25 protein-coding genes are annotated in these 20,302 nt (G+C 65.4%); 10 read left to right on the forward strand and 15 right to left on the reverse strand.

Annotation, left to right across the window (positions count from 1 at the left end):
- Positions 1 to 656, forward strand: a 656-nt coding sequence (locus ACIQ3B_RS06755; RefSeq protein WP_397400896.1) for an aminotransferase class IV, incomplete at its 5' end; no start/stop codon positions are given.
- A gap of 116 nt (positions 657 to 772) precedes the next feature.
- Here ACIQ3B_RS06755 and ACIQ3B_RS06760 read toward each other — a convergent pair.
- The 3 genes from ACIQ3B_RS06760 to ACIQ3B_RS06770 all read right to left on the reverse strand — a co-directional run bounded on the left by ACIQ3B_RS06760 (position 773) and on the right by ACIQ3B_RS06770 (position 2,353).
- A complete protein-coding gene (locus ACIQ3B_RS06760) occupies positions 773 to 1,171 on the reverse strand; it encodes a DUF4870 family protein (RefSeq protein ID WP_397400899.1) in 399 nt (132 codons plus the stop codon).
- Positions 1,172 to 1,262: 91 nt separating this feature from the next.
- Positions 1,263 to 1,628: a dihydroneopterin aldolase gene (folB, locus tag ACIQ3B_RS06765; protein WP_397400901.1), complete on the reverse strand. Its 366-nt coding sequence runs from the start codon at positions 1,626 to 1,628 to the stop codon at positions 1,263 to 1,265.
- Positions 1,625 to 2,353, reverse strand: coding sequence for an SDR family oxidoreductase (locus ACIQ3B_RS06770; RefSeq protein ID WP_397400903.1), 729 nt, complete (start codon positions 2,351 to 2,353; stop codon positions 1,625 to 1,627). Before ACIQ3B_RS06770 ends, folB begins: the two co-directional genes overlap by 4 nt.
- 311 nt (positions 2,354 to 2,664) lie before the next feature.
- Between ACIQ3B_RS06770 and ACIQ3B_RS06775 the strand changes: the two genes are divergently transcribed.
- Complete coding sequence (locus tag ACIQ3B_RS06775; RefSeq protein WP_397400905.1) at positions 2,665 to 4,104, forward strand: aldehyde dehydrogenase family protein; 1,440 nt, start codon at positions 2,665 to 2,667, stop codon at positions 4,102 to 4,104.
- Positions 4,105 to 4,164: 60 nt separating this feature from the next.
- Here ACIQ3B_RS06775 and ACIQ3B_RS06780 read toward each other — a convergent pair whose 3' ends face one another.
- Entirely contained in the window at positions 4,165 to 4,416 is a 252-nt protein-coding gene (locus tag ACIQ3B_RS06780) for a CopG family antitoxin (RefSeq protein WP_397400907.1), read from the reverse strand.
- Positions 4,397 to 4,723 carry a BrnT family toxin gene (locus ACIQ3B_RS06785; RefSeq protein ID WP_397400909.1) on the reverse strand — a complete coding sequence of 109 codons (327 nt, stop codon included), beginning with the start codon at positions 4,721 to 4,723 and terminating at the stop codon, positions 4,397 to 4,399. Before ACIQ3B_RS06785 ends, ACIQ3B_RS06780 begins: the two co-directional genes overlap by 20 nt.
- Positions 4,724 to 4,974: 251 nt before the next feature.
- Here ACIQ3B_RS06785 and ACIQ3B_RS06790 point away from each other — a divergent pair, with 251 nt between their 5' ends.
- Entirely contained in the window at positions 4,975 to 5,475 is a 501-nt protein-coding gene (locus tag ACIQ3B_RS06790) for a c-type cytochrome (protein ID WP_397400911.1), read from the forward strand.
- Between the two features lie 36 nt (positions 5,476 to 5,511).
- The gene (locus tag ACIQ3B_RS06795; protein WP_397400913.1) at positions 5,512 to 6,474 is read left to right on the forward strand and encodes an alpha/beta hydrolase; all 963 of its coding nucleotides are present in this window, start codon (positions 5,512 to 5,514) and stop codon (positions 6,472 to 6,474) included.
- Between the two features lie 295 nt (positions 6,475 to 6,769).
- On the opposite strand, the gene ACIQ3B_RS06800 is transcribed toward ACIQ3B_RS06795, so the two are convergent.
- The 6 genes from ACIQ3B_RS06800 to ACIQ3B_RS06825 form a co-directional block, all read right to left on the reverse strand.
- Positions 6,770 to 7,621: an SDR family oxidoreductase gene (locus ACIQ3B_RS06800; RefSeq protein ID WP_397400915.1), complete on the reverse strand. Its 852-nt coding sequence runs from the start codon at positions 7,619 to 7,621 to the stop codon at positions 6,770 to 6,772.
- A 62-nt stretch (positions 7,622 to 7,683) separates the two neighbouring features.
- On the reverse strand, positions 7,684 to 8,013 hold the full coding sequence (locus tag ACIQ3B_RS06805; RefSeq protein ID WP_397400917.1) for a type II toxin-antitoxin system PemK/MazF family toxin: 330 nt from the start codon (positions 8,011 to 8,013) through the stop codon (positions 7,684 to 7,686).
- Entirely contained in the window at positions 8,010 to 8,267 is a 258-nt protein-coding gene (locus ACIQ3B_RS06810; protein WP_397400919.1) for an antitoxin, read from the reverse strand. Before ACIQ3B_RS06810 ends, ACIQ3B_RS06805 begins: the two co-directional genes overlap by 4 nt.
- Before the next feature lie 60 nt (positions 8,268 to 8,327).
- Positions 8,328 to 8,843 carry a GNAT family N-acetyltransferase gene (locus tag ACIQ3B_RS06815; protein ID WP_397400921.1) on the reverse strand — a complete coding sequence of 172 codons (516 nt, stop codon included), beginning with the start codon at positions 8,841 to 8,843 and terminating at the stop codon, positions 8,328 to 8,330.
- Positions 8,844 to 8,859: 16 nt separating this feature from the next.
- Positions 8,860 to 11,121, reverse strand: coding sequence for a molybdopterin cofactor-binding domain-containing protein (locus tag ACIQ3B_RS06820; protein ID WP_397400923.1), 2,262 nt, complete (start codon positions 11,119 to 11,121; stop codon positions 8,860 to 8,862).
- Positions 11,118 to 11,567 carry a (2Fe-2S)-binding protein gene (locus ACIQ3B_RS06825; protein WP_397400925.1) on the reverse strand — a complete coding sequence of 150 codons (450 nt, stop codon included), beginning with the start codon at positions 11,565 to 11,567 and terminating at the stop codon, positions 11,118 to 11,120. Before ACIQ3B_RS06825 ends, ACIQ3B_RS06820 begins: the two co-directional genes overlap by 4 nt.
- A 146-nt stretch (positions 11,568 to 11,713) precedes the next feature.
- On the opposite strand from ACIQ3B_RS06825, the gene ACIQ3B_RS06830 reads away from it, so the two are divergent.
- The 3 genes from ACIQ3B_RS06830 (at position 11,714) to ACIQ3B_RS06840 (ending at position 14,617) form a co-directional block, all read left to right on the forward strand.
- Entirely contained in the window at positions 11,714 to 12,283 is a 570-nt protein-coding gene (locus ACIQ3B_RS06830) for a carboxymuconolactone decarboxylase family protein (RefSeq protein ID WP_397400927.1), read from the forward strand.
- Between the two features lies 1 nt (position 12,284).
- Positions 12,285 to 13,085: an SDR family NAD(P)-dependent oxidoreductase gene (locus ACIQ3B_RS06835; RefSeq protein ID WP_397400929.1), complete on the forward strand. Its 801-nt coding sequence runs from the start codon at positions 12,285 to 12,287 to the stop codon at positions 13,083 to 13,085.
- Between the two features lie 83 nt (positions 13,086 to 13,168).
- Positions 13,169 to 14,617, forward strand: a complete 1,449-nt coding sequence (locus ACIQ3B_RS06840) for a protein adenylyltransferase SelO (RefSeq protein WP_397400931.1) — start codon at positions 13,169 to 13,171, stop codon at positions 14,615 to 14,617.
- Here the strand turns inward: ACIQ3B_RS06840 and ACIQ3B_RS06845 are convergent.
- The 3 genes from ACIQ3B_RS06845 to ACIQ3B_RS06855 are packed head-to-tail and all read right to left on the reverse strand — an operon-like array spanning position 14,529 to position 16,922.
- The gene (locus ACIQ3B_RS06845) at positions 14,529 to 15,467 is read right to left on the reverse strand and encodes a DMT family transporter (protein ID WP_397400933.1); all 939 of its coding nucleotides are present in this window, start codon (positions 15,465 to 15,467) and stop codon (positions 14,529 to 14,531) included. The genes ACIQ3B_RS06840 and ACIQ3B_RS06845 overlap by 89 nt on opposite strands.
- The gene (gene gluQRS / locus ACIQ3B_RS06850; RefSeq protein ID WP_397400935.1) at positions 15,460 to 16,284 is read right to left on the reverse strand and encodes a tRNA glutamyl-Q(34) synthetase GluQRS; all 825 of its coding nucleotides are present in this window, start codon (positions 16,282 to 16,284) and stop codon (positions 15,460 to 15,462) included. Before gluQRS ends, ACIQ3B_RS06845 begins: the two co-directional genes overlap by 8 nt.
- A gap of 8 nt (positions 16,285 to 16,292) precedes the next feature.
- Entirely contained in the window at positions 16,293 to 16,922 is a 630-nt protein-coding gene (locus tag ACIQ3B_RS06855; RefSeq protein ID WP_397400937.1) for a TetR/AcrR family transcriptional regulator, read from the reverse strand.
- 751 nt (positions 16,923 to 17,673) lie between these two features.
- On the opposite strand from ACIQ3B_RS06855, the gene ACIQ3B_RS06860 reads away from it, so the two are divergent.
- A complete protein-coding gene (locus tag ACIQ3B_RS06860) occupies positions 17,674 to 18,234 on the forward strand; it encodes an HNH endonuclease (protein WP_397400938.1) in 561 nt (186 codons plus the stop codon).
- On the opposite strand, the gene ACIQ3B_RS06865 is transcribed toward ACIQ3B_RS06860, so the two are convergent.
- Entirely contained in the window at positions 18,231 to 18,836 is a 606-nt protein-coding gene (locus ACIQ3B_RS06865; RefSeq protein ID WP_397400940.1) for a TetR/AcrR family transcriptional regulator, read from the reverse strand. The two genes, ACIQ3B_RS06860 and ACIQ3B_RS06865, sit on opposite strands and share 4 nt — an antisense overlap.
- Before the next feature lie 111 nt (positions 18,837 to 18,947).
- Between ACIQ3B_RS06865 and ACIQ3B_RS06870 the strand changes: the two genes are divergently transcribed.
- Positions 18,948 to 19,847 carry a haloalkane dehalogenase gene (locus ACIQ3B_RS06870; RefSeq protein ID WP_397400942.1) on the forward strand — a complete coding sequence of 300 codons (900 nt, stop codon included), beginning with the start codon at positions 18,948 to 18,950 and terminating at the stop codon, positions 19,845 to 19,847.
- Between the two features lie 10 nt (positions 19,848 to 19,857).
- Entirely contained in the window at positions 19,858 to 20,274 is a 417-nt protein-coding gene (locus tag ACIQ3B_RS06875; RefSeq protein WP_397400944.1) for a DUF1330 domain-containing protein, read from the forward strand.
- Positions 20,275 to 20,302 lie beyond the last annotated feature (28 nt).

The raw sequence follows: 20,302 nt of genomic DNA on the forward strand, positions 1-20,302 counted from the left end.
AGATCGATCAGGCTTGCCGGGAAACGTGTGCGAAGAACGGCCTCGCCGACGCCTACGTCCGGCCTATCGCCTGGCGCGGTTCGGAGATGATCGGCGTTTCCGCCCAGGATACGAAGATCCACGTGGCTATCGCGGTCTGGGACTGGCCGTCCTATTTCTCGCCTGCGGAGCGGGCCAAGGGCATTCGCATGTGTTGGGCCAAGTACAAGCGCCCGTCGCCGGAAACCGAGCCGGTCCACGCCAAGGCCACCGGCCTGTACATGATCTGCACCATCTCCAAGCACGCTGCCGAAAAGGACGGGTACACCGACGCCATGATGCTCGACTACCGCGGCTATGTGGCGGAGAGCACCGGCTCCAACGTCTTCTTCATCCAGGATGGCGTGATCCACACGCCGACGCCCGACTGTTTCCTGAACGGCATCACCCGGCAAACCGTGATCCGGCTGGCCCGGGAAAAAGGCCTGACGGTCGTGGAGCGCCACATTCGCCCGGAGGAGCTGGCCGGCTTCACCGAATGCTTCGTGGTGGGCACAGCGGCCGAGGTGACGCCGGTGGCCCAGATCGGCGAGTACAGCTTCAGGCCGGACGCCATTTCGCTGGGACTGATGGATGACTACGCCCGGCTGGTGCGGCGCGAGCTGGTGGGGGCCTGAACCCTGGAGCCTGTCCGGTTCAGATGGAATCATCTGAACCGGATAAACAGGCTCGTTATCAAATGTTTAGAGCACGACGGGCGCTTGAACCGCTATCCACTTCAAGCTGTCGTGCTCTAGGCAAGCAGCGCATAGGGGCGGGGGTGCGCCTCGCCCCGGCTGAGGTAGACCAACCCGACGATACAGCGCACGGCGTACCAGATGGTGGCGAACGTCAGGATCAGCCAGGCCAGCCCCATGATCGGGAAACCGATCAGAATGATGCTGAGCAGAGCGCCGACGCCAAAGATCACGCCGCCGACGATCATCATCATCAGGCCGCCCCAGAAGGTGCGGATCAGGTAGGTGAAATGGGATTTCATGCCAGGCGTCGCCGATGATCGCTGGGTGTAGGCAATAACCAACCCGATGACGACCGTGATCCCGGTGGCGAAGGCCAGCAGGTAGAGCGCGTAGCAGACCGCCGGCATGGTCTTGTCTTCAATGCGCGTCTCGGTCGAATAGATCTCGGTCACTGGCGTATCCTTTCACCCCTTGATCCACATGATGTTACGGATCCCCGGACTACGCCAATTAAAGTGGGGTCATGATTGGTCCGGCGCAATCTCAGCGCCCGACGATGATCTCCACGCCGGCGCCTACGGCATCGGGGGCCAGGGCCAGGGGCTTCTCGACACGGACCCGGGCGCGGCTGACCCTGGGGTCGGCCAGGCACAGATGGGCCAGGCGGTGAGCATAGGTTTCCACCAGATCGATATGGCCGCTGGTCGCCACCGTCTTCGCTGCCTTGAGGATGACCTCGTAGTTCAGGGTGTCGGCCAGGCGGTCGGATCCGTCCGTGGGCACGTCCAGCTCCACCTCCAGGACGAGGGGCTGTACGCGGCCGATCTCATGCCTGTAGACGCCGATCTCGGCCTGGACCTTCAGGCCGGTGACGAACACCTTCGAGCTGATGAGGGTGGTCCCGCTCATGCCAGGTGCTGGCCGGAATCGACAGCGATCATCTGGCCGGTCACCGCCGTGGCGTCGATCAGATAGCGCAATGCCGCCGCTATCTGGGCGGGCGGCGCCGGCCGTTGCAGGAGCGTCGATCGCGCCTCGGCCTCGAAGGCGGCGGCGTCCTGATGGATCGAGGCCAGCACGGGACCGGGGCCGATGGCGTTGACACGGATGCGGGGCGCCAGCGCCTGGGCCAGCATGCGGGTCGCGTCCCACAGGGCCGATTTGCTGAGCGAGTAGGAGAAGAAGTCCGGCGCCGGGCGCAGCACCCGCTGGTCCAGCAGATTGACGATCAGGCCCTCGCGGTCTGCCGGCAGGCGACGGGCAAAGACCTGCGCCAGCACCAGCGGCGCGCGCAGGTTGGTCTCCATGTGGAGGTCCCAGGAGTGCCGGTTCATGTCGGCGAAGGCGTCGTTCTCGAAGACGCTGGCGCTGTTGATCAACAGGGTGACCGGTCCCAGTTCGGCCTCGGCCTGACCGATCAGGGCGACGCTTTCGCTCTCCTTGCGAAGGTCACAGGTGAGGATGGTGGCCTTGCGGCCATGGGCGCGGACTTCACCGGCGGCGCTTTCGGCTTCATCGTCCATGGTGCGGACGTGAATGGCGACGTCGTAGCCGGCCTCAGCGGCCGTGGCTACCAGAGCGCGGCCGATCCGCCGCGCGCCGCCCGTCACCAGTGCTGCGCCGCGGCTGGCCATCAGGTCGCTCCGATTAGTCGAGGCGACCGAAATCGATAAAGTTCAGGGCGAGCATTACCGCGAGAAAGGCGCCGATCATGAACAAGCCGCTCATGGGATCTCCGTTCGGTCATTTGAGCGTCCGGCTTTAGCGACGCCTGCGCCTGCGGGCAAGGCCGCTGTCGCGCCTCTGTTGCAGGCCGCGTTCAAGATACACACCTGAGCCGCGCATCAGGGCTTCCAACCTGATCGCTGATCATTGTAAAACGGATGTTTGAAGATCGGGGCTGAGCGCTCCATCCGCGAACAACGAACAGAGCCCGGAGGACGTCATGCGCGAGTACCTGAAGTTTTACATCGATGGTAAGTGGGTCGAGCCGGTCGAGATGAAGACGCTCGACGTCGAGAATCCGGCCACCGAGGAAGTCTGCGGCAAGATCGCGGTTGGTTCCGCCGCCGACGTCGACAAGGCGGTCAAGGCCGCCCGCAAGGCGTTCGCCACCTGGAGCCAGACCAGCCGCGAAGAGCGCCTGGAAGTTCTGGGCCGCATCCTGGCCGAGTACCAGAAGCGCTTCGGCGATCTGGCCACGGCGGTCACCGAGGAAATGGGCGCCCCGGCCTCGCTGGCCCAGCGCGCCCAGGTGCCGATCGGCATGGGCCACCTGGCCACCGCCGTCGAGATCCTCAAGACCTTCAAGTTCGAGGAAGATCGCGGGCCGACGATGATCGTGAAAGAACCGATCGGCGTCTGTAGCTTCATAACCCCCTGGAACTGGCCGCTGAACCAGATCGTCTGCAAGGTGGCGCCTGCCATCGCGACAGGTTGCACGATGGTCCTGAAGCCGTCGGAAGTGGCGCCGTTCTCGGGTCAGATCTTCGCCGAGATCATGCATGCGGCGGGCGTGCCGGCCGGCGTGTTCAACATGATCCACGGTGACGGCATCGGCGTGGGCGTGCCCATGTCCAGCCACCCGGACGTCGACATGGTGTCGTTCACCGGCTCCACCCGCGCCGGCATCGAGGTGGCCAAGAACGCCGCCGCGACCGTCAAGCGCGTAGCCCAGGAACTGGGCGGCAAGAGCCCGAACATCGTCCTCGACGACGATGCCTTCGCCAAGGGCGTGGGCCGTGGCGTGGCCACCATGATGACCAACTCTGGCCAGTCCTGTAACGCACCGACCCGGATGCTGGTGCCGGCGGGCCGGATGGATGAGGCGATTGCGGTGGCCAGGGCGACGGCGGAAACCGTCACCGTCGGCGACCCCAACGGCAACAGCCAGTTGGGACCCGTGGTCTCCCGCGTGCAGTTCGACAAGATCCAGAAGCTGATCCAGGCCGGCATCGACGAGGGCGCGACCCTTGTCATCGGCGGCGTGGGCCGTCCGGAAGGTCTGGACAAGGGCTACTATGTCCAGCCCACCGTGTTCGCCAATGTCACCAATGACATGACCATCGCCAAGGAAGAGATCTTTGGCCCGGTGCTCTCGATCCTGGGCTACGACACGGTCGATCAGGCCATCGAGGTCGGCAACGACACCGAGTACGGCCTGGCCGCCTATGTTCAGGCCGCCGACCTCGACGCTGCCCGCAAGGTGGCCTCGAAGCTGCGCGCCGGTCAGGTCTCGATCAACGGCGGCGGCGGCGACATGATGGCCCCCTTCGGCGGCTACAAGATGAGCGGCAACGGCCGCGAATGGGGCGACTTCGGCTTCCACGAGTTCCTGGAAACCAAGGCTATCCTCGGCTACGCGCCGAAGCCTGCGGCGGAGTAGGGGCTCAGGCCTCTACGAGTTGAAGGGGCCGCCCTCGGGCGGCCCCTTTTTCGTTGGGAGCTACCGCTTCCGGCCGACCGCCAATTCCAGCGCCTCGCGGATATAGCGCTGATAGGGCACACCCTGCGCGGCGGCGCGCTGCTTGACGGTCTGCAGAAGCGACTGGGGCAGACGCATGTTTACGCGGGCGCCCTTCGGCTCGAATTCAAACCGGGTGGGCTTGAACTGGTCGAAGTCGAGATCGGAGAGGTCCTGATCCAGGAAGGCTTCGGCCTCGGCGTCGGTGCGGAGTTCAGGGACGCGGCGGGACATATCGGGCTAGCTCCTTGTCGTGCATGTATCGGGCGCTGATCGGTCGAATCCGACGCACGCCGGACACAGTTCGAAATGTGAAGGCGACGAAGACGGGACGGTCGGTAAGGCCGCGCCCGACGGCTATAAACCTGGCCTCGACGTCGGCGTGTTTGAGGTCCGGCGCCACACCGGGCTGGTTGGCGAATACCGCCTCGATCTCAGCGATCGAAACACCGTGGCGAACACACTTCTCGCGGTTGCCCTCATCCCATTCAAAGCCATCGGCAACTTCATGTATCGAGGGATTTCCATGGCATTTGTACATACAAACGTCAACACATCGACAATGGGCCATCCGGACGGCCAACGCCGGCGGTGCAGATTTTCCGACACCGCCTTGCGCCGGGACTCGTGCGCCGGCAGATCCTCTGCAACAGTGCGGCAAAAGACGGGGGAAACGTCGAATGACTCGGATGCTGCAGTGGGCGGCGGTGCTGTGCATCGCCCTGGGGGTCGCTTCGTGCGGGAAGCCTGGCGTTCGACGCCGCCACCGGCAAGGCGCTCTGGAAGTATGACGTGGGCGCGGGCGCCATCGCGGCAGCCTCGACCTATGCCATCGACGGCCAGCAATATGTGGCGCTGATGGTGGGCTTCGGCGGGGCCGGCGGGATGGGCGGCGAGGAGCCGCGTCGCAAGGGCCGCCTGCTGGTGTTCAAGCTGGACGGCAAGGTGACGCCCAAGCCGTTCCCGGAGCCAGTGGCCCAGCCGCCGCTGGATCTCGCCGCCGCCACACCGTCGAAAGGCAGCGTGGCCAGGGGCCAGGCTCTCAGCGCGCAATTCTGCGGGACTTGCCACAATGCCGGCGGCTATCTGCCGGTGCTGACGCGTTCGCCGGTGATCCTGGACCCGGTGGGTTTCAAGGCCATCGTGCTGGACGGGGCCAAGAAACCGCACGGCATGGCGCCGTTCCGTCGCTTCTTCGATGAGGCCAGCGCCGAGGATCTGCGGGCCTTTCTGCTGGCGGAGGCCCGAAAGCCCGCTCCGCCTGCGAAGGCCAGAATGACGCATGGCACATAGACCTGTACCTGAGGGTCGGATGATGGAGTGGTCGCGATGAAGATGGATCGTAGAGCGATGCTAGCGGCCGGCCTGACGGGCGGATTGGTCGCCGCCCAGGCGGTGGCTCAGACGCCTTCGCTACCGCCGCCGTCGAGCCCGGCGGCAGGTAATCCAGACGCTCCCGCCTGGCCTGCGCGGGAGGTCTACCGGATCTGGCCGGGCAAGCAGCCCGGCGCGCTGGCCACCCTGCCGACGCCCAATCCGACCATGAACGGGCGTTCCGGGCGACCCCAGCTCTGGATCCGCGGCGTGGCCTATGCCGAACTGCACGTTTTCAGACCTGCGGTTCCGGACGGCTCATCGCTGATGTCCATTCCGGGGGGCGGCTATGGTTTCGTCTCGGTCCAGAATGAGGGCCTGGCTGTGGCCCAGCACTTCAACGCCCTGGGGACAACTGTATTCGTGCTGGTCTACCGGCTGCCGCGGGAAGGTTGGGGAACGCCGCATCTGGTGGCCATCCAGGACGCCCAGCGCGCCATGCGGTTCATCCGAGCCAGGGCGACCGAGTTCCGGATCGATCCAGCGCGGCTGGGCGTTCTCGGGTTTTCAGCAGGCGGCCATCTGGCCAGTGATCTGGTGGTGTCCCACGCCGACAACCTCTATGCGCCGATCGACGCCGCCGACCAGCTTTCGGCGAAACCTGCCTTTGCCGGGCTGGTCTATCCCGTCACCAGCCTGATCTCCCCATCGGGAGATCGACGGTTGTCGGGGATGTTGATGCCGGGCCTGCCGGACCCGATCCTCGAGGCCCGCTCGCCGGTGCGCCGCGTGACCGCTGATGCGCCACCCTCTTTCCTGGTACACGCCTTCGACGATCCGCTGGTGCCGATGCAGCATAGTCTGGACTGGATCGCCGCCTGTCAGGCTGTGAAGCGCCCGGTGGAGGCGCATCTGGTGGCGACCGGCGGACACGGATTCGGTCTCGGCTTGCCGAAGGACAGCTCCGGCGCGGCCTAGCCCGACCTGTTCGGCCGCTGGATTCGAAAGAATGGCGGCTGATCGGTCCGGGGGTATTGGTACGGTGAAGCCATGGCAGGTCTGGGCGCCCGGCGCAGTGGTGGCCCTGGGGCCGCGCGTTGCCGCAGCCCAGTCCGCACAGCCTTGGTCGAGCATGTAGCCGGGCTCGACCCATGCCTCCGCCATCGCGGGCGCACGTGCGGCGATCACCGACGTTGATGATCGGCAGTCCTGGCCTGTCCGGGTTGCGCACAAATTGTGGGCCTGGAGGACATGGTCGCCGCCTCGGATGCCCCTACGCCAACCGCGCGGCGAAGGCCTCGACCACGTTGTTGCCGCTGGGGTCGACCACCTTGGGCGCCACGATCTGGCGGGCGAAATCCGATGTGATGTAGCGGAAATCGGGTTCCGGCGTGGTCGCGGCGTTGAGGATGACGTCGCCGATGTCGGCGCCGGTCTGGCCGTAGGTGGCGAAGACATTGCCGGTGGCGCCCATGTACTTGGCGACGATGGCGTCATAGGGCGCGGTGAAGGCGGCCAGATCGCTGGACGCCCGGGTGCTGTTGACGAACTCGGTATTGATGGGGCCGGGCTCGATGAGACTGACCTGGACGCCCAGCAGCTTGGCCAGCGGCGCCATGGCTTCCATCATGCCTTCGACAGCGAACTTGGCCGCGCAGTAGGCGTCGTTGAAGGGCTGACCGATCAGGCCGCCCACGCTGGTCACCGTGATGATGCGGCCAGATCCGCGTTCGCGCATGTGGGGGAAGACCGCCTTGGTCATCCGCCAGACCCCGAAGAAGTTGATCTCCATGGTCCGTTCCAGATCCTTGTCGCTGGTCTGCTCCAGTCCGCCAAGGAAACCGGCGCCGGCGTTGTTCACCAGCACGTCGATGCCGCCATACTTCTTCAGGACCTTGGCGACGCAGCTCTCGATGGATTTCTTCTTCTGGACGTCCAGCCGCTCGACCTTGACCTTGACGCCACTGGCCTTGGCCAGCGCCAGCAGTTCATCCTTCTTCGACGTGTCGCGCATGGTGGCGATGGTCTGGTAGCCGGCCTTGGCGAAGGCGATGGCGGTGTGCTGGCCGACGCCGGTAGAGGTGCCGGTGATCAGGACGACGGGGGCGGTCTTGGATTTGCTCATGGGTGAGTTTCCTGGGTAGATCGGGGCGAGGCTCTCAGACGTTCTAGCAACAGAACATGACGCTAAGCCTCGAACAAAGTGACGACCTTCGCCAGCACTTCTTGCAGCTGATCTGCAGGGAGAACCTCAACCCTGCGCCCGTCCCGAGCCGTGATATCAAGGACGCGCGGCTGATCGCAGCGCACGACACCGGTCGTCTTGATGCCGGAAATCTGGACGGAGAAGCCAATCCTGCGCGCGAATTCGCCGCCGCTTGTGATAGGTAGAACCACGGGAGCCTTTGTCACCAGATTGAATGCCGTCGGCGAAACTATCAAGACCGGTCGGTGGCCCTGTTGCTCACGACCTGCGGTCGGATTGAGCGACACCATGTAGATGTCGCCGCGCTTCACAGAAGTTCTTTGCCTATGCTCGGCCCATCGATCCAAGCCTGATCTTCGGCCGATCCGGGTTCGGAATAATCGGAGGCGGCCAGTAGTTCCTCAAGCGTGTAGCGCGGTCGCGGCGACGCCTCGACCACCAAGCGCCCTCCATCGACGGCCATCCCGACAGAGGCGCCGGCTTTCAGATTGAGCAGATCGAGCAACGCCGGTGGAACGGCCAGCATCACGGAGCCACCGACTTTCCGCAGATTGGTGGTGTGCATGATACATCTCCACTGTTATATGGAAGTATAACTTTAACACTCGATTCGGTCAATTGTCAGCTACTGGTCGCCGACCGCTGGAAGCGCGGCGTGTCGTTCCATCAACATCGCCCGGTTCCACCGGCTTACGACGGGACCGCCGGTCAGGACAAAGCCCGCCTTCTCAAACGCCCGTCGCGCCGGCGAGTTGTCCGGATGAGGGTCGATGCCAACCGCCGGCACGCCGCTCCGGAAGAGCTGGTCTACATGTTGCCGCAGAAGGCGCGATCCGTGACCGAGGCCAAGCAGGGAAGGGTCACCGACGTAAACATCCATCCCGCGGGCGCCCATTGGGAGGTAGTCGAAGTGATGCGGCGACCAATCGTGGACGGCGTAGTCCTGGATGAATGCCAGGGGCTGTTCGGCAAGCTCGACGATCCACAGGGCGAGCCGGGGATCCCTGAGCGTTTCTGAAATCGGCTCCAGAGTTGGATCACCCCACCAGCGCCTTACATGCGGCAGTGCGCGCCACGTATTGATCTGGGCAGCATCCGTTTCATCAACCTCTCGAATACGATAGAGCGGCTGCGCATCCATAACCCGTCGCGGTCCCTCACCCCTTCATGGCCGCCTTCACCGCCTCGGCGCGGATCGGAAGGTCGCGGACCCGGGCGCCGACCGCGCGGAAGATGGCGTTGCCGATGGCGGGTCCGACGACTGTGGTCGCCGGTTCGCCCAGGCCGACAGGCGCCTCGTCGCTGGCGATGAACTCGATGTCCATGTCGGGCACGTCGCCCATCCGCAGCGGGGAATAGCTGTCGAGGTTGAGGTCCTTGACCTGACCGTTCTCGAACGCGGTGCCTTCGAACAGGGCGAGACTCAGTCCCCAGAGCGCCGCGCCCTCCATCTGGGCCAGGGCGCCGTCGGGGCTGACGATGATCCCGGCGTCGGCGACCAGGGTCAGCTTCTCGACTTTCACGGCGCCCGTCGCCGGGTTGACGTTCACCCGGGCGGCGCAGGCCGTCCAGGTAGGCATGTCGCGTTCCTGGCCGAAGCTGGTGGCGATACCGAGCCCGGTGTTCTTCGGCAGCGGCTTGCCCCAGCCGGCCTTGGCGGCCAGCCGGTTCAGGACTGCCGCCTGTCGCTTGGCGCCGCCGACGGAATTGGGGGCGGAGCCCGCGTTTCGGCCGGTGGCGTCCAGCAGCTTGAGGCGGAAGGCCAGCGGATCAACGCCAGCCCTGGCCGCCGCCTCGTCCATGAAGCTCTCAAGCGCCCAGTTGGTCCAGCCGGGGCCGACGGACCGCAGCCAGCCCGGCCGGAAGGTCTGGTTGGCCAGGTCGTTGCCGACCGCCCGCACCCTGTGAGCGCCGACGTTATACCAGTGGTTCGCGCCACTGATCGCAAAGGGGTCGTAGGCGACGCCATTGGCGCCCTTGGGCATGAAGAAGGGGGCCATAGCCTCCGTTGGCCATCCCGCGCAGGCCACGTGCTCCATGGCGGTGACGCGGCCGGCCTCGCCGAAGGCCATCTTCACGGTCTGGACCGAGGCGGAGCGGGGGCTGTCGAAGCGACTGTCGTCGGCCCGGGTCATGACCATCTTCACCGGCTTGCCGCCGATCGCCTTGGAGGCGAGGGCCGCGCCGACCGCATAGTCGCCATTCAGCCGCCGTCCGAAACCGCCACCCAGCAGATAGGTGCGCAGGACAATGGTGTCCTCCTTGCGCCCCAGCGCCTGGGCCAGCCAGGGCAGAACCAGGGATTGCCACTGGTTGCCGGTGTGGACCTCGAACTTCCCGTCCTTCTCGAAGGCCAGCGCATTGACCGGCTCCAGCTGGAAGTGCAGGGCGGTGGCGGTGGTGTAGGTCTGCTCCAGGGTTGATGTCGCGGCCTTGAAGGCTGCGTCGACGCCGGGATCCTCGACGGCCAGACTGCCTTTGGTCTTGTCAGCCACCAGGGCGCGGGCGCGGGCCTGGAGGTCGGCTTCCGACACCTTGATGGCGTCCGGAGATGTCCAGGTCACCTTCAGCGCCTCGGTGGCGCGATCAGCGGCCGCGAAACTGTCGGCATAGACCATCACCCAGCCCGGGACGGTTCCGGAGGGGTCATCCAGGGCGATGGCGCGGATGTAGCCCGGCACCGCCTTTGCGGCGCTTTCGTCGATCGACGCCACCGTGGAGCCATAGCGCGTCGGCGGCAGTTTCGGGCGCGCATAGACCATGCCAGGGACCTTGGCATCGAGGCCGTAGACGCCCTTGCCATTGGTCTTGTCAGGGATGTCCCGCGCCGGCGCCGGCTTGCCGATCAGTTTTCGCTGGGCGGGGGTCTTGATCGGGAGTTTGGCGAGTTCGGCTTCGGTGAACTTCCGGCTGAGATCGCCTCTGACGATGATGTCGCCGTAGGATACCGAGGCCTTGCCGGCGACCACGGCGCTGTTGCGGGCGACGCAGGCGGAGGCGGGCACACCCAGCAGCCGGGCCCCGGCTTCGATCAGGGCGATGCGGCCCGCTGCGGCGGCCTGGCTGTAGAGCGGATAGCTCTGCCAGATCGACCAGCTGCCGCCGGTGGCCATCAGGCCCCATTTGGGATCGGAGTCCACGTGGTCAATCCTGACCTTCGACCAGTCGGCTTCCAGCTCGTCGGCGACGATACGGGCGATGGCGGTGCCCACGTGCTGGCCCATCTCGGCGCGGATAATGTGGACCGTGATCGTCCCCGCCCTGTCGATGTCGTACCAGATGGTGGGTGCAAAGCTGTCGGCGGCGTGTGCCGGTGCGGTGGCGCTGAACATGGCGCCGGCGGCGGTCACCGTGATCAGGAAGCCGCGACGCGAGGGCGCGAGGTCGGCCCCGGGGCCGTTGTCGAGGGAGACGCTCATGCCTTCACTCCAGCGGCCAGCTTGATCGCCTTCTTGATCCGCACATAGGCCATGCAGCGGCAAAGGTTTCCGGCCATGGCGGCGTCAATATCGGCGTCGGTCGGCTTCGGTTTGGACTTCAGCAGGGCGGCGGCCTGCATGATCTGGCCCGACTGGCAGTAGCCGCACTGGGGCGCCTGGGTCTCGATCCAGGCCTTCTGCAGGACATGCTCGCCGCCGAGGCCTTCGATAGTCGTCACGGACTGTCCGGCGACAGACGATACGGGGGTGAGGCATGAGCGCACCGCCTCGCCGTTCACATGCACGGTGCAGGCGCCGCACTGGCCGATGCCGCAGCCGAACTTGGTGCCGGTCAGGCCCGCGTCATCACGGATGGCCCACAGCAGCGGCGCATCGTCCGGGCCTCCCACGGTGACATTCCGTCCGTTCAGTCGAAAGGTGATCATGGCGTTTTCCTGGCCCGTGTCAGGACCGTATCGGACGCCAACCCGCACGATGCCGCAAGTCTGAATCCGGGCCGAAACGAATTCCGGTGGCGCCGGCCCGCGCCCACCTTAAGGTGGGGCCAAGAAATACAGGTGAGGAAACCCAAATGAGACTGACCGCGCCACGCGTCGCACCCTTGCGCGATGAAGATCTATCGTCCGAGCAGGCCGAGGCCCTGCAGCCGGTTCGCAACGGCAAGCTGGGGGTGCTCAACATCTTTCGCACCCTGGCCCATGCGCCCAAGGCCCTGAGCCGGTTCAACCAGTGGGGCGGTTATGTGCTGTCCCGGCGCAACGACCTGCCGGCGCGGGAACGGGAGATCGTCATCCTGCGCGTCGGATACCTCTGCAAGTCAGGCTACGAGTTCACCCAGCACACCCGGATCGGCCTGGACTCGGGCCTGACCGCCGCAGAGATCGAGGCCATCAAGCGCGGCGCCGACGCCGGCTGGAGCCAGGCAGACGCCGTGCTGATCCGGGCGACCGATGAACTCCACACGGATCACTTCATCAGCGACAGCACCTGGAACCTTCTCAAGCAGCACTACACCGAGAAGCAGTGCATGGACCTGGTCTTCACCACGGGCCAGTACACCCAGGTCTCCATGATGCTCAACACCTTCGGCGTGCAGCTGGACGCCGGACAGGTCCTTGATCCAGAGCTCAAGGGCTACTGAGATGGCGGGCCGCCTCGAAGGCAAGACGGCGGTCATCGTTGGCGCAGGCCAATCGCCGGGCGAGACGATTGGCAACGGGCGCGCCATCGCCCTGCTGTTCGCCGCCGAGGGTGCGCGGGTGCTGTGCGTTGACCGGATCGCGGAGCGGGCCGAGGAGACCGCCGCCATGATCCTTGAGGCCGGCGGCGAGGCCAGCGCACTACAGGCCGACGTCACCCGCTCCAGGGAGGTCGCAGAGATCGTGACCCAGGCCATGGGGCGTCTCGGGCGAATCGACATTCTGGTCAACAATGTGGGCATCGGCGGTGGGGACGGGCCGGTTCATCGCGTTGAGGAGGCGGCCTTCGATCGCATCCTTGCTGTCAATCTCAAGGGGATGTGGCTGGTCACCAAGGCGGCGCTGGGTGTCATGCGCGAGCAGAAGGCCGGAGCGATCGTCAATATCTCGTCGCTGGCGGCGCAGGCCGGGGGCATCCAGCTTGCCTACGAGATCTCCAAGGCAGGGGTTAACCGGCTGACCGCCAGCGTGGCCATCTCGCAGGCGCGATACGGAATCCGGTGCAACGCGGTCCAGCCTGGCCTGATCGATACGCCGATGGCGGTGGCGGGGATCGCCGGGGCCAGCGGCCGCAGCCAGGCCGAGGTCCGGGCCGAACGCGACGCCCGTGTGCCGCTGGGCGGCAAGATGGGAACCGCCTGGGACATCGCCCATGCCGCCCTGTTTCTGGCTTCGGACGATGCGCGCTTCATCACGGGGGCGATCCTGCCGGTGGACGGCGGCATGGGCGTCAGAATCGGTTGATCCGGGGCTAATCGGAATGGCCCGGGCGCCTGCGTCGGCTTCCCACGCTTGCCCTCAGGCTACGCCGACGGCTAGGTGCGAGGATGCCTGCTTCAACCGCCTATCGACCTGACCCACAGTTCCCGGCCCTCGGCCCGGAGTACGGCGATCCCGTGGCTGCAGCGGACTTCCCGCAGACGATCCTGCGGTTTCGCAACGATCGGGCGGCGGCAAGTGTCGGCCTCGACGCCCTGAGCGACGCCGAGTGGACCGCCCACTTCGGCCGGTTTCAGCCCCTGCCTGGCAACATCGATCCGCCGCTGGCCCAACGTTATCATGGCCACCAGTTCCGGTCCTACAACCCAGACCTGGGCGACGGGCGCGGGTTCCTCTTCGCCCAAATGCGGGAGGCCGGTTCCGGTCGGCTGCTCGACCTCGGAACGAAGGGATCAGGCCAGACGCCCTGGTCGCGGTCCGGCGACGGCCGGCTGACCTTGAAGGGCGGGGTGCGCGAGGTGCTGGCCACGGCGATGCTGGAAGCGCTGGGCGTTCCCACATCGCGGTCGTTCTCGCTGATCGAGACTGGAGAGGCGCTGGAGCGGGGCGATGAACCCAGCCCCACCCGCGCCGCGGTGCTGGTTCGCCTCTCGCACAGCCACATCCGTTTTGGCAGTTTCCAGCGCCATGCCTACTTCGACAGCGCCGAACGGGTTGGCGCCCTGATCGACCACGTGATCGCGAACTACTATCCCGACCTTGATGGCGCGAACGACCGCCCCTCAGCCTTGCTGCAGGCGGTGGCTGGACGGGCAGCGCGCATGACTGCCGGCTGGATGGCGGCGGGGTTCGTCCACGGCGTGCTCAATACCGACAACATGAACCTGACGGGCGAGAGTTTTGACTACGGCCCCTATCGATTTCTGCCGCACTCCGATCCCAACTTCACGGCCGCCTATTTCGATCATCAGGGGCTCTACAGCTTCGGTCGTCAGCCGGAAGCGGTGTTCTGGAACCTGCAGCAACTGGCCGGGTGTTTCTCACTGGTGAGCAACAGCGACGCCCTGGTCGATGCCTTGAACGGCTTTGGACCGGCCTATCGGCGCGCACTCATGGACGCCATGCTGTCGCGGTTGGGCGTAGGGTCCGAGGGAGATGACGCCGACGCCATACTGGTTCAGTCCGCCTTTCAGGCGATGGCGGAGGGCGGTCCGTCGCTGAGGTGGGAACCCTTCTTTTTCGACTGGTTCTGCGCTGGCGAAGATCGCGCCCTGGCCGGGCCCAGAGGCGGGCTCTACGCCACCCAGCCGTTCCTCACGTTCCGCCAGTGTCTGGCCGCACATGCCCCTCTGCGCCCGGAACGGCTGGCGGATCCCTACTTTTCCGGCCCCGAGCCTGAGGCGTTGTTGATTGACGAGATCGAGGCGATCTGGGCGCCCATAGCCGAGGCGGATGATTGGTCGGCGTTCAGCGCAAAGCTGGTTCGGGTGGAGGCGGCGCGTCGGGCCTGGGGCCTTGTTCCGCCTTCGGGCGAGACGCCCATTGCGCCAGGATAACGGCCAACAGCGTGACCATGGCGCCGGTCGCCTGCAATGGCCCGATGGCCTCGGCGAACAGCACCCACCCCAGTGAAGCCGCCACGACCGGCTGAACCAGCACCACCACCGAGGCGGTCGATGTCGGCAGCCGCCCCATTGCCCAGGCGATGGAACCCTGTCCGCCCACATGCATCAGGCCCAACCCTGCCAACGCGGCCCAGCCGAGGGCGCTGGAAGGCAGTATCGGTTCGCCGGCGAGCAGGGCTGCGACCAACAACAGGGGGGCGCCAACGATGCTCACCCAGAACATCAGCTGGCTGGCGCCGTGGGTCTTTCGGCCCTGCGCCATGCACAGAAAGTAGAATGCGTACCAAAGGGCGGTCAGCACCGACAGCCCGTCGCCCAGGGGCTGGTTGACCAGAGCCCCGCTGCCCTTTTCGAAGGCCATGACCCAGGCGCCGCCGGTGGCCGCAGCCACTGCCAGCAGGAACAGGCCCGTGGGTCGCTGCTTCAGAAAGATCCAGGCAAAGGCGGTGACGACGATCGGCGTCAGGTTCGACAGGACGGTGGCGTTGGTCACCGACGTATAGTGGATGGCGTAGTGCCAGAAGCCGAGGTCCAGGGCGAAGAACAGCCCCGCCCAGAGCGCCATGACCGGGGGGCGCCCGATGCCGCCTGTATTGCGGACCGTCAGGAGTGCGAGCAGGGGAAGCGCCAGAGCCAGTCTCCAGAATCCCGCCGCCGCCGGCCCGGCTTCCGTAAGTCGAACGAAGATCGGCGATAGTCCGATCACACAGGCGCCGAACAGCAGCACACCCACGGCGCGCCAGTCCATGCGCGCTGCCGGTTCCGCCGTCGTCTCAGTCAAAGCCTAGTTCCCCCTTAAGCTCTGCCGCGCTCATACCGCGTTCGCGCAAAGCGCGCAGGCTTTCTGCGCCGGTTCGCTTGGCCAGCCTGCGACCTTCGGCATCCAGCAACAGGGGGTGATGCTGATAGGCGGGTGTCGGCAGATCGAGGAGCGCCTGCAGCAGGCGTTGAACGTGGGCGGCCTCGGCCAGGTCGGCTCCCCGGATAACGTGTGTGATCCCCTGCAGGGCGTCGTCCACCACCACGGCCAGGTGGTAGGCCACCCCCACATCCTTGCGGGCCAGAACGATGTCGCCGCCTGGTTCAGGGTTGGCGGTGAAAGTCTGGCCAGAGTCTGAAAAAGTCAGGCCTTGCCATCCGCCCAGGCGCTGCCTTGCCGTGTCCAGGGAAAGTCTCCAGGCAAAGGGTTCACCGGCGGCCATTCGCCGGGCCTCCTCGCGGGCGGGCAGGGGCGCGCTGCGAAAGGCGTCCACAGCGCCGTGGGGCGCAGATGTCATCGCCTGGACGATCTCTTTCCGGGTGCGGAAGCAGCGATAGAGCAGTCCATCGGCCTCGAGGCGAGTGAGCGCAGATTGGTAGTCCGCCATATGCTCGGACTGACGTCTGATCGGGGTCTCCCAGCTAAGGCCCAGCCAGGTCAGGTCTTCGCAGATCGCCGCCTCGAACGCGGGCCGACATCGCGTCGCGTCAATATCCTCGATGCGGAGCAGGAACCGACCGCCTGCGGCCTGGGCAGCCCGATGCGCCGTCAGCGCCGAGAACGCGTGGCCGCGATGCAGATAGCCGGTGGGCGAGGGGGCGAAGCGGGTGACGAACACCCGCCCAGTTAGCAGTCCAGGTGCGGTTTGGGGAACAGGCCCATATGGCTGAGCACCGCCTCGAAGAACGGCCGCTCGCCGCCGAGCTCGGTCTTCAGGTGGTCGAACTGTTTGAAGCTCGCCATTTCGGCCAGGCCGTGCGCGCCGCACCAGGCTGCTACGCCGGCGAGCTCCAGGTGTCGGTCCTGCTCGGGGTCGGCGCCGTTCTCGATCATGGTGTCGCGCACCATGCAATAGGCGCTGTCCTTGTTGGACTGTATGTCCTCGGGCATCTCGTCCTTGTCGCGAGCAGCGTCGTACATGACGCGATAGAGCGCGGGGTTGTCGCGGGCGAAACAGACGTAGGCGATGCCCAGCGCGGTCAATTGCTGCATCCCGGTGGTGGCGGCCTTGGCGGCGGCCATCTGGGTTCCCAGAATGTCCCAGCCTTCGTTGGCGATGGCGTCCAGCAGTTCGGCCTTGTCCTTGAAGTGGTGATAGGGCGCTGCCGGACTCACCCCGGCTTCACGCGCCACGGCGCGCAAGGACAGCGCGCTGGGACCTTCGGATTCCAGCAGGCGGCGGGCGGCGTCCACGAGGGCGCGCGTGAGATCGCCGTGATGATAAGGGCGTGGTCCGACGCTTTTGGCTTCGCTCATGACATTACCATAAATTCATATGAGCCCGCTGTACACAGATCTTGACGCCGCTCAGATGGGTTCTTATCTGAGCGCTGTTCAAATAAGAAACACCCCCAAATCGATGGGGGTCCATGAAACTGAAAAGGTGTGTGTCATGTCTCTTGAAAAGTTCGAACGGCTCGTTGATCGCGCGGTTCCGGTGTTCCTCCTGTCCCTCGGCCTGATTGCGGCCTTCGGCACGGCGACGCTGAGCGCCTGATGGTCCTTTGGACCGGCGTTGATACCCGTGAGAAGGGGGCCCGCGTGGCCCCCTTTTTCGTTCCTCGCTGAAACGTTGATGTGCAGAAACGCATATCGGATCGGCAAAATCAGTTATCTGTGCAGTGTTCAGATGGTGCTATCTAATCGCTGTCCAGATGGACGAGGGGCTCGGATCAACCGGGCCCGAACCTGAACGGAGACCTGCCATGATCAAGCTCTTGAACCACATTCTCGACCTGAGCGTTTCCTTCGCCGTCCTGGCTCTGACCCTGACCATCGCTGGCGCCACCGCCGGCCTCGGTGTCTGAACTTGCAACGCGGCTGGAGCCTCGTCCGGACGCCGTCCCGGGCGAGGCCACAGGCCCGATCTCAGGCTCGTGTCGTCGTAGAGTTGTCTCCGAATCGAGCCTATAGTTTCTGAAATCGTCCGATCTTCTCCAGAGGGTGTTCGTCTTCAGGTCCACGTTGAACCCCATCATCAGGTCTTTCCACCGCAGCGGGCGCCGCCATGCAGGTGGTTAGCCACGCGCCGACGGGCTGGCCCTGTCTGGTGCTCAACGCCGACTTCCGGCCGCTCAGCTACTATCCGCTTTCACTCTGGCCCTGGCAGGATGTGATCAAGGCGGTGTTCCTGGACCGGGTCGATGTGGTTTCCACCTATGACCAGATGATCCACTCGCCCTCCTTCGCCATGAAGCTGCCGAGCGTAGTGTCTCTCAAGCAGTACGTGACCCAGGATCGGCCCCCGGCGTTCACCCGGTTCAACCTCTTCCTGCGCGACGGCTTCACCTGCCAGTACTGCCCGTCGACCGATGACCTGACCTTCGACCACGTTATCCCGCGATCCCGAGGGGGCCGGACCACGTGGGAGAACATCGTCACGGCCTGCGCGCGCTGCAACCTGACCAAAGGCGGCCGCATGCCGGCGCAGGCGCAGATGCACCCCCGCCAGAAGCCCCGCCGCCCCACCGCCCACGAACTGCAGAACCGCGGTCGCCGCTTCCCGCCGCATCACCTGCACGAGAGCTGGCTGGACTACCTCTACTGGGACATCGAGCTGGAGGCCTAGACGCCGGCGTCGCCGATAACGCGCCGCACCAGGGTTTCGACCACTCTCTGGGCCTGCTCCACGGAAAGACCCTGTTCGCGGCGCAGGCGCGACCAGGCTTCGAAGCTCATCAGGAGATCCAGGGTCTCGACCTTCAGCGGGTCGGCCGCGACCTCCTGCGGCAGGACCTGTTCCAGCTTGGCGCGCAGTTCGGTCGCCAGCCGGTCCGCATCCGCGCCCAGAAACCGGGAGCGGTGGCGGAAGGCGTCGGCGGCGCGCCGGAAGGGACCGATGGTCTCGAAGGCCATGGCGCGGCGACGGACCAGTTCGAGAAGTCGCTCCGGCCAACCTGTCTCAGGCAATGGACGCTCACTGATCGCGCTTACCTGGGTTTGAATGACCAGAGACATCTCCCGATAGAGGCTGTCCATGTCCTGGAAGTGGCGGAAAACGGTGCGCAGGCCGACGTCGGCACGGGCGGCGACCTGCTCGGCGCTGGGTGCAATCTGACCCTCGCGGACGATGTCCATCATGGCCGCCACGATCCGCGCCCTGTTGTCCTGGCCGCGTTGGCGGCGGCCGTCGACGGAGTCTGCAGGGTCCTGTTGCGTCGCAGGGTTCATGACCTCATCTCGCCTGTCGGAGACCAGCTGTCGAGGGGTTCGCTCAAGCCTTGACCCATCCATATAGTGACATTATCCGTGTCATTATATCCGTGATCGAGGGATTCCCAAATGCAGGTTCTCAGAACGCCCGACTCCCGCTTCGAGGGATTGGCCGAATGGCCCTTCGCGCCGCAGTACCACACCCTGACGGACGCTGACGGTACGCAGATGCGCCTGCACTATGTGGACGAGGGCCCGCGAGACGGCGCCCCGGTGTTGCTGATGCACGGCGAGCCGTCGTGGGCTTACCTATATCGCCACGTAATCTCGGGACTTGTCGCCCGTGGGCATAGGGTCATAGCGCCCGATCTGATCGGCTTCGGGCGATCAGACAAACCGGCCAGCCGCACAGACTACACCTATGAACGCCACGTGGCCTGGATGAGCCAATGGCTGACCGCCCTGGATCTCAAGGATCTGCGCCTGTTCTGCCAGGATTGGGGCGGCCTGATCGGGTTGCGGCTGGTGGCGGCGTTTCCGGAGCGGTTTGCTGGACTGGTCATCGCCAACACCGGCATGCCGGTTGGAACCGGCATGTCTGACGCCTTCAAGGCCTGGCTGGACTTCAGCCAGAATGTTCCGATCATGCCGATAGGCATGATCGTGAACGGCGGGACCACGCGCAATCTCTCGGCCTCGGAGGTGGCGGCCTATGACGCGCCATTCCCCGACGAAACGTTCAAGGAGGGCGCCCGACAGTTCCCGACACTGGTGCCGATGACGCCGGAGCATGGCTCGGTGGCGGAAAACATCGCCGCCTGGACGGTGCTGGAACGCTTCGACAAGCCGGTGGTCACCGCCTTCAGCGACAATGATCCGGTCAGCAAGGGCGGCGATCTTCCGATCCAGGCCCGGATCCCCGGCGCGAAGGGCCAGCCGCACGTGACCCTGAGCGGCGGCCACTTCCTGCAGGAAGACTGCCCCAACGACATCGTCGAGATCCTTGACGCCCTTATCCGCCGTAGCTGAGGACAAGATCATGAATGTGACAAACCAGGTAATGCCGTCGCCACAGCAGGCGATGGCTTTCTTCGGCGGTCCGGAGGATGGCCCGTTCGTGATGGTCAATCTGCTGAAGTTCAAGCCAAAGGCCGAGTATGCCGATGGCTCCGAGCCCGACCTCAGCGGCGCGGACGCCTATGCGCGCTATGGTGAGGAGGTCCGCAAACTGGTCGAGGGCCTGGGGGGCAAGGTGCGTTACTCTGGCGAGGTGACCGGCTTGCTACTGGGCGAGGTGGAAGAGCTGTGGGACATGGTGGCCCTGGCCGAGTACCCATCGCTGGCCGCCTTCCGGGCCATGGCCATGTCGCCGGAGATGCATGCCATCGAGCACCACCGTAAAGCCGGGTTGGCGGGTCAACTGAACATCCGCACCTTGCCCGGCGCCGGGTTCTAGACCCGCGCTGGTCTGAGTGACAGGACGA

The organism is Phenylobacterium sp., assembly GCF_044358365.1.
In the GTDB taxonomy this organism is placed as follows: domain Bacteria; phylum Pseudomonadota; class Alphaproteobacteria; order Caulobacterales; family Caulobacteraceae; genus Phenylobacterium.

Excerpts from the sequence above, each read along its gene's own strand:
- folB (WP_397400901.1), bottom strand. The coding sequence starts at position 1,628 with ATGAGCGGGACCACCCTCATCAGCTCGAAGGTGTTCGTCACCGGCCTG.
- ACIQ3B_RS06770 (WP_397400903.1), bottom strand. The coding sequence starts at position 2,353 with ATGGCCAGCCGCGGCGCAGCACTGGTGACGGGCGGCGCGCGGCGGATC.
- ACIQ3B_RS06775 (WP_397400905.1), top strand. The coding sequence starts at position 2,665 with ATGCGCGAGTACCTGAAGTTTTACATCGATGGTAAGTGGGTCGAGCCG.
- ACIQ3B_RS06780 (WP_397400907.1), bottom strand. The coding sequence starts at position 4,416 with ATGTCCCGCCGCGTCCCTGAACTCCGCACCGACGCCGAGGCCGAAGCC.
- ACIQ3B_RS06785 (WP_397400909.1), bottom strand. The coding sequence starts at position 4,723 with ATGTACAAATGCCATGGAAATCCCTCGATACATGAAGTTGCCGATGGC.
- ACIQ3B_RS06795 (WP_397400913.1), top strand. The coding sequence starts at position 5,512 with ATGAAGATGGATCGTAGAGCGATGCTAGCGGCCGGCCTGACGGGCGGA.
- ACIQ3B_RS06800 (WP_397400915.1), bottom strand. The coding sequence starts at position 7,621 with ATGAGCAAATCCAAGACCGCCCCCGTCGTCCTGATCACCGGCACCTCT.
- ACIQ3B_RS06810 (WP_397400919.1), bottom strand. The coding sequence starts at position 8,267 with ATGCACACCACCAATCTGCGGAAAGTCGGTGGCTCCGTGATGCTGGCC.
- ACIQ3B_RS06815 (WP_397400921.1), bottom strand. The coding sequence starts at position 8,843 with ATGGATGCGCAGCCGCTCTATCGTATTCGAGAGGTTGATGAAACGGAT.
- ACIQ3B_RS06820 (WP_397400923.1), bottom strand. The coding sequence starts at position 11,121 with ATGAGCGTCTCCCTCGACAACGGCCCCGGGGCCGACCTCGCGCCCTCG.
- ACIQ3B_RS06825 (WP_397400925.1), bottom strand. The coding sequence starts at position 11,567 with ATGATCACCTTTCGACTGAACGGACGGAATGTCACCGTGGGAGGCCCG.
- ACIQ3B_RS06830 (WP_397400927.1), top strand. The coding sequence starts at position 11,714 with ATGAGACTGACCGCGCCACGCGTCGCACCCTTGCGCGATGAAGATCTA.
- ACIQ3B_RS06835 (WP_397400929.1), top strand. The coding sequence starts at position 12,285 with ATGGCGGGCCGCCTCGAAGGCAAGACGGCGGTCATCGTTGGCGCAGGC.
- ACIQ3B_RS06840 (WP_397400931.1), top strand. The coding sequence starts at position 13,169 with ATGCCTGCTTCAACCGCCTATCGACCTGACCCACAGTTCCCGGCCCTC.
- ACIQ3B_RS06855 (WP_397400937.1), bottom strand. The coding sequence starts at position 16,922 with ATGAGCGAAGCCAAAAGCGTCGGACCACGCCCTTATCATCACGGCGAT.
- ACIQ3B_RS06860 (WP_397400938.1), top strand. The coding sequence starts at position 17,674 with ATGCAGGTGGTTAGCCACGCGCCGACGGGCTGGCCCTGTCTGGTGCTC.
- ACIQ3B_RS06865 (WP_397400940.1), bottom strand. The coding sequence starts at position 18,836 with ATGAACCCTGCGACGCAACAGGACCCTGCAGACTCCGTCGACGGCCGC.
- ACIQ3B_RS06870 (WP_397400942.1), top strand. The coding sequence starts at position 18,948 with ATGCAGGTTCTCAGAACGCCCGACTCCCGCTTCGAGGGATTGGCCGAA.
- ACIQ3B_RS06875 (WP_397400944.1), top strand. The coding sequence starts at position 19,858 with ATGAATGTGACAAACCAGGTAATGCCGTCGCCACAGCAGGCGATGGCT.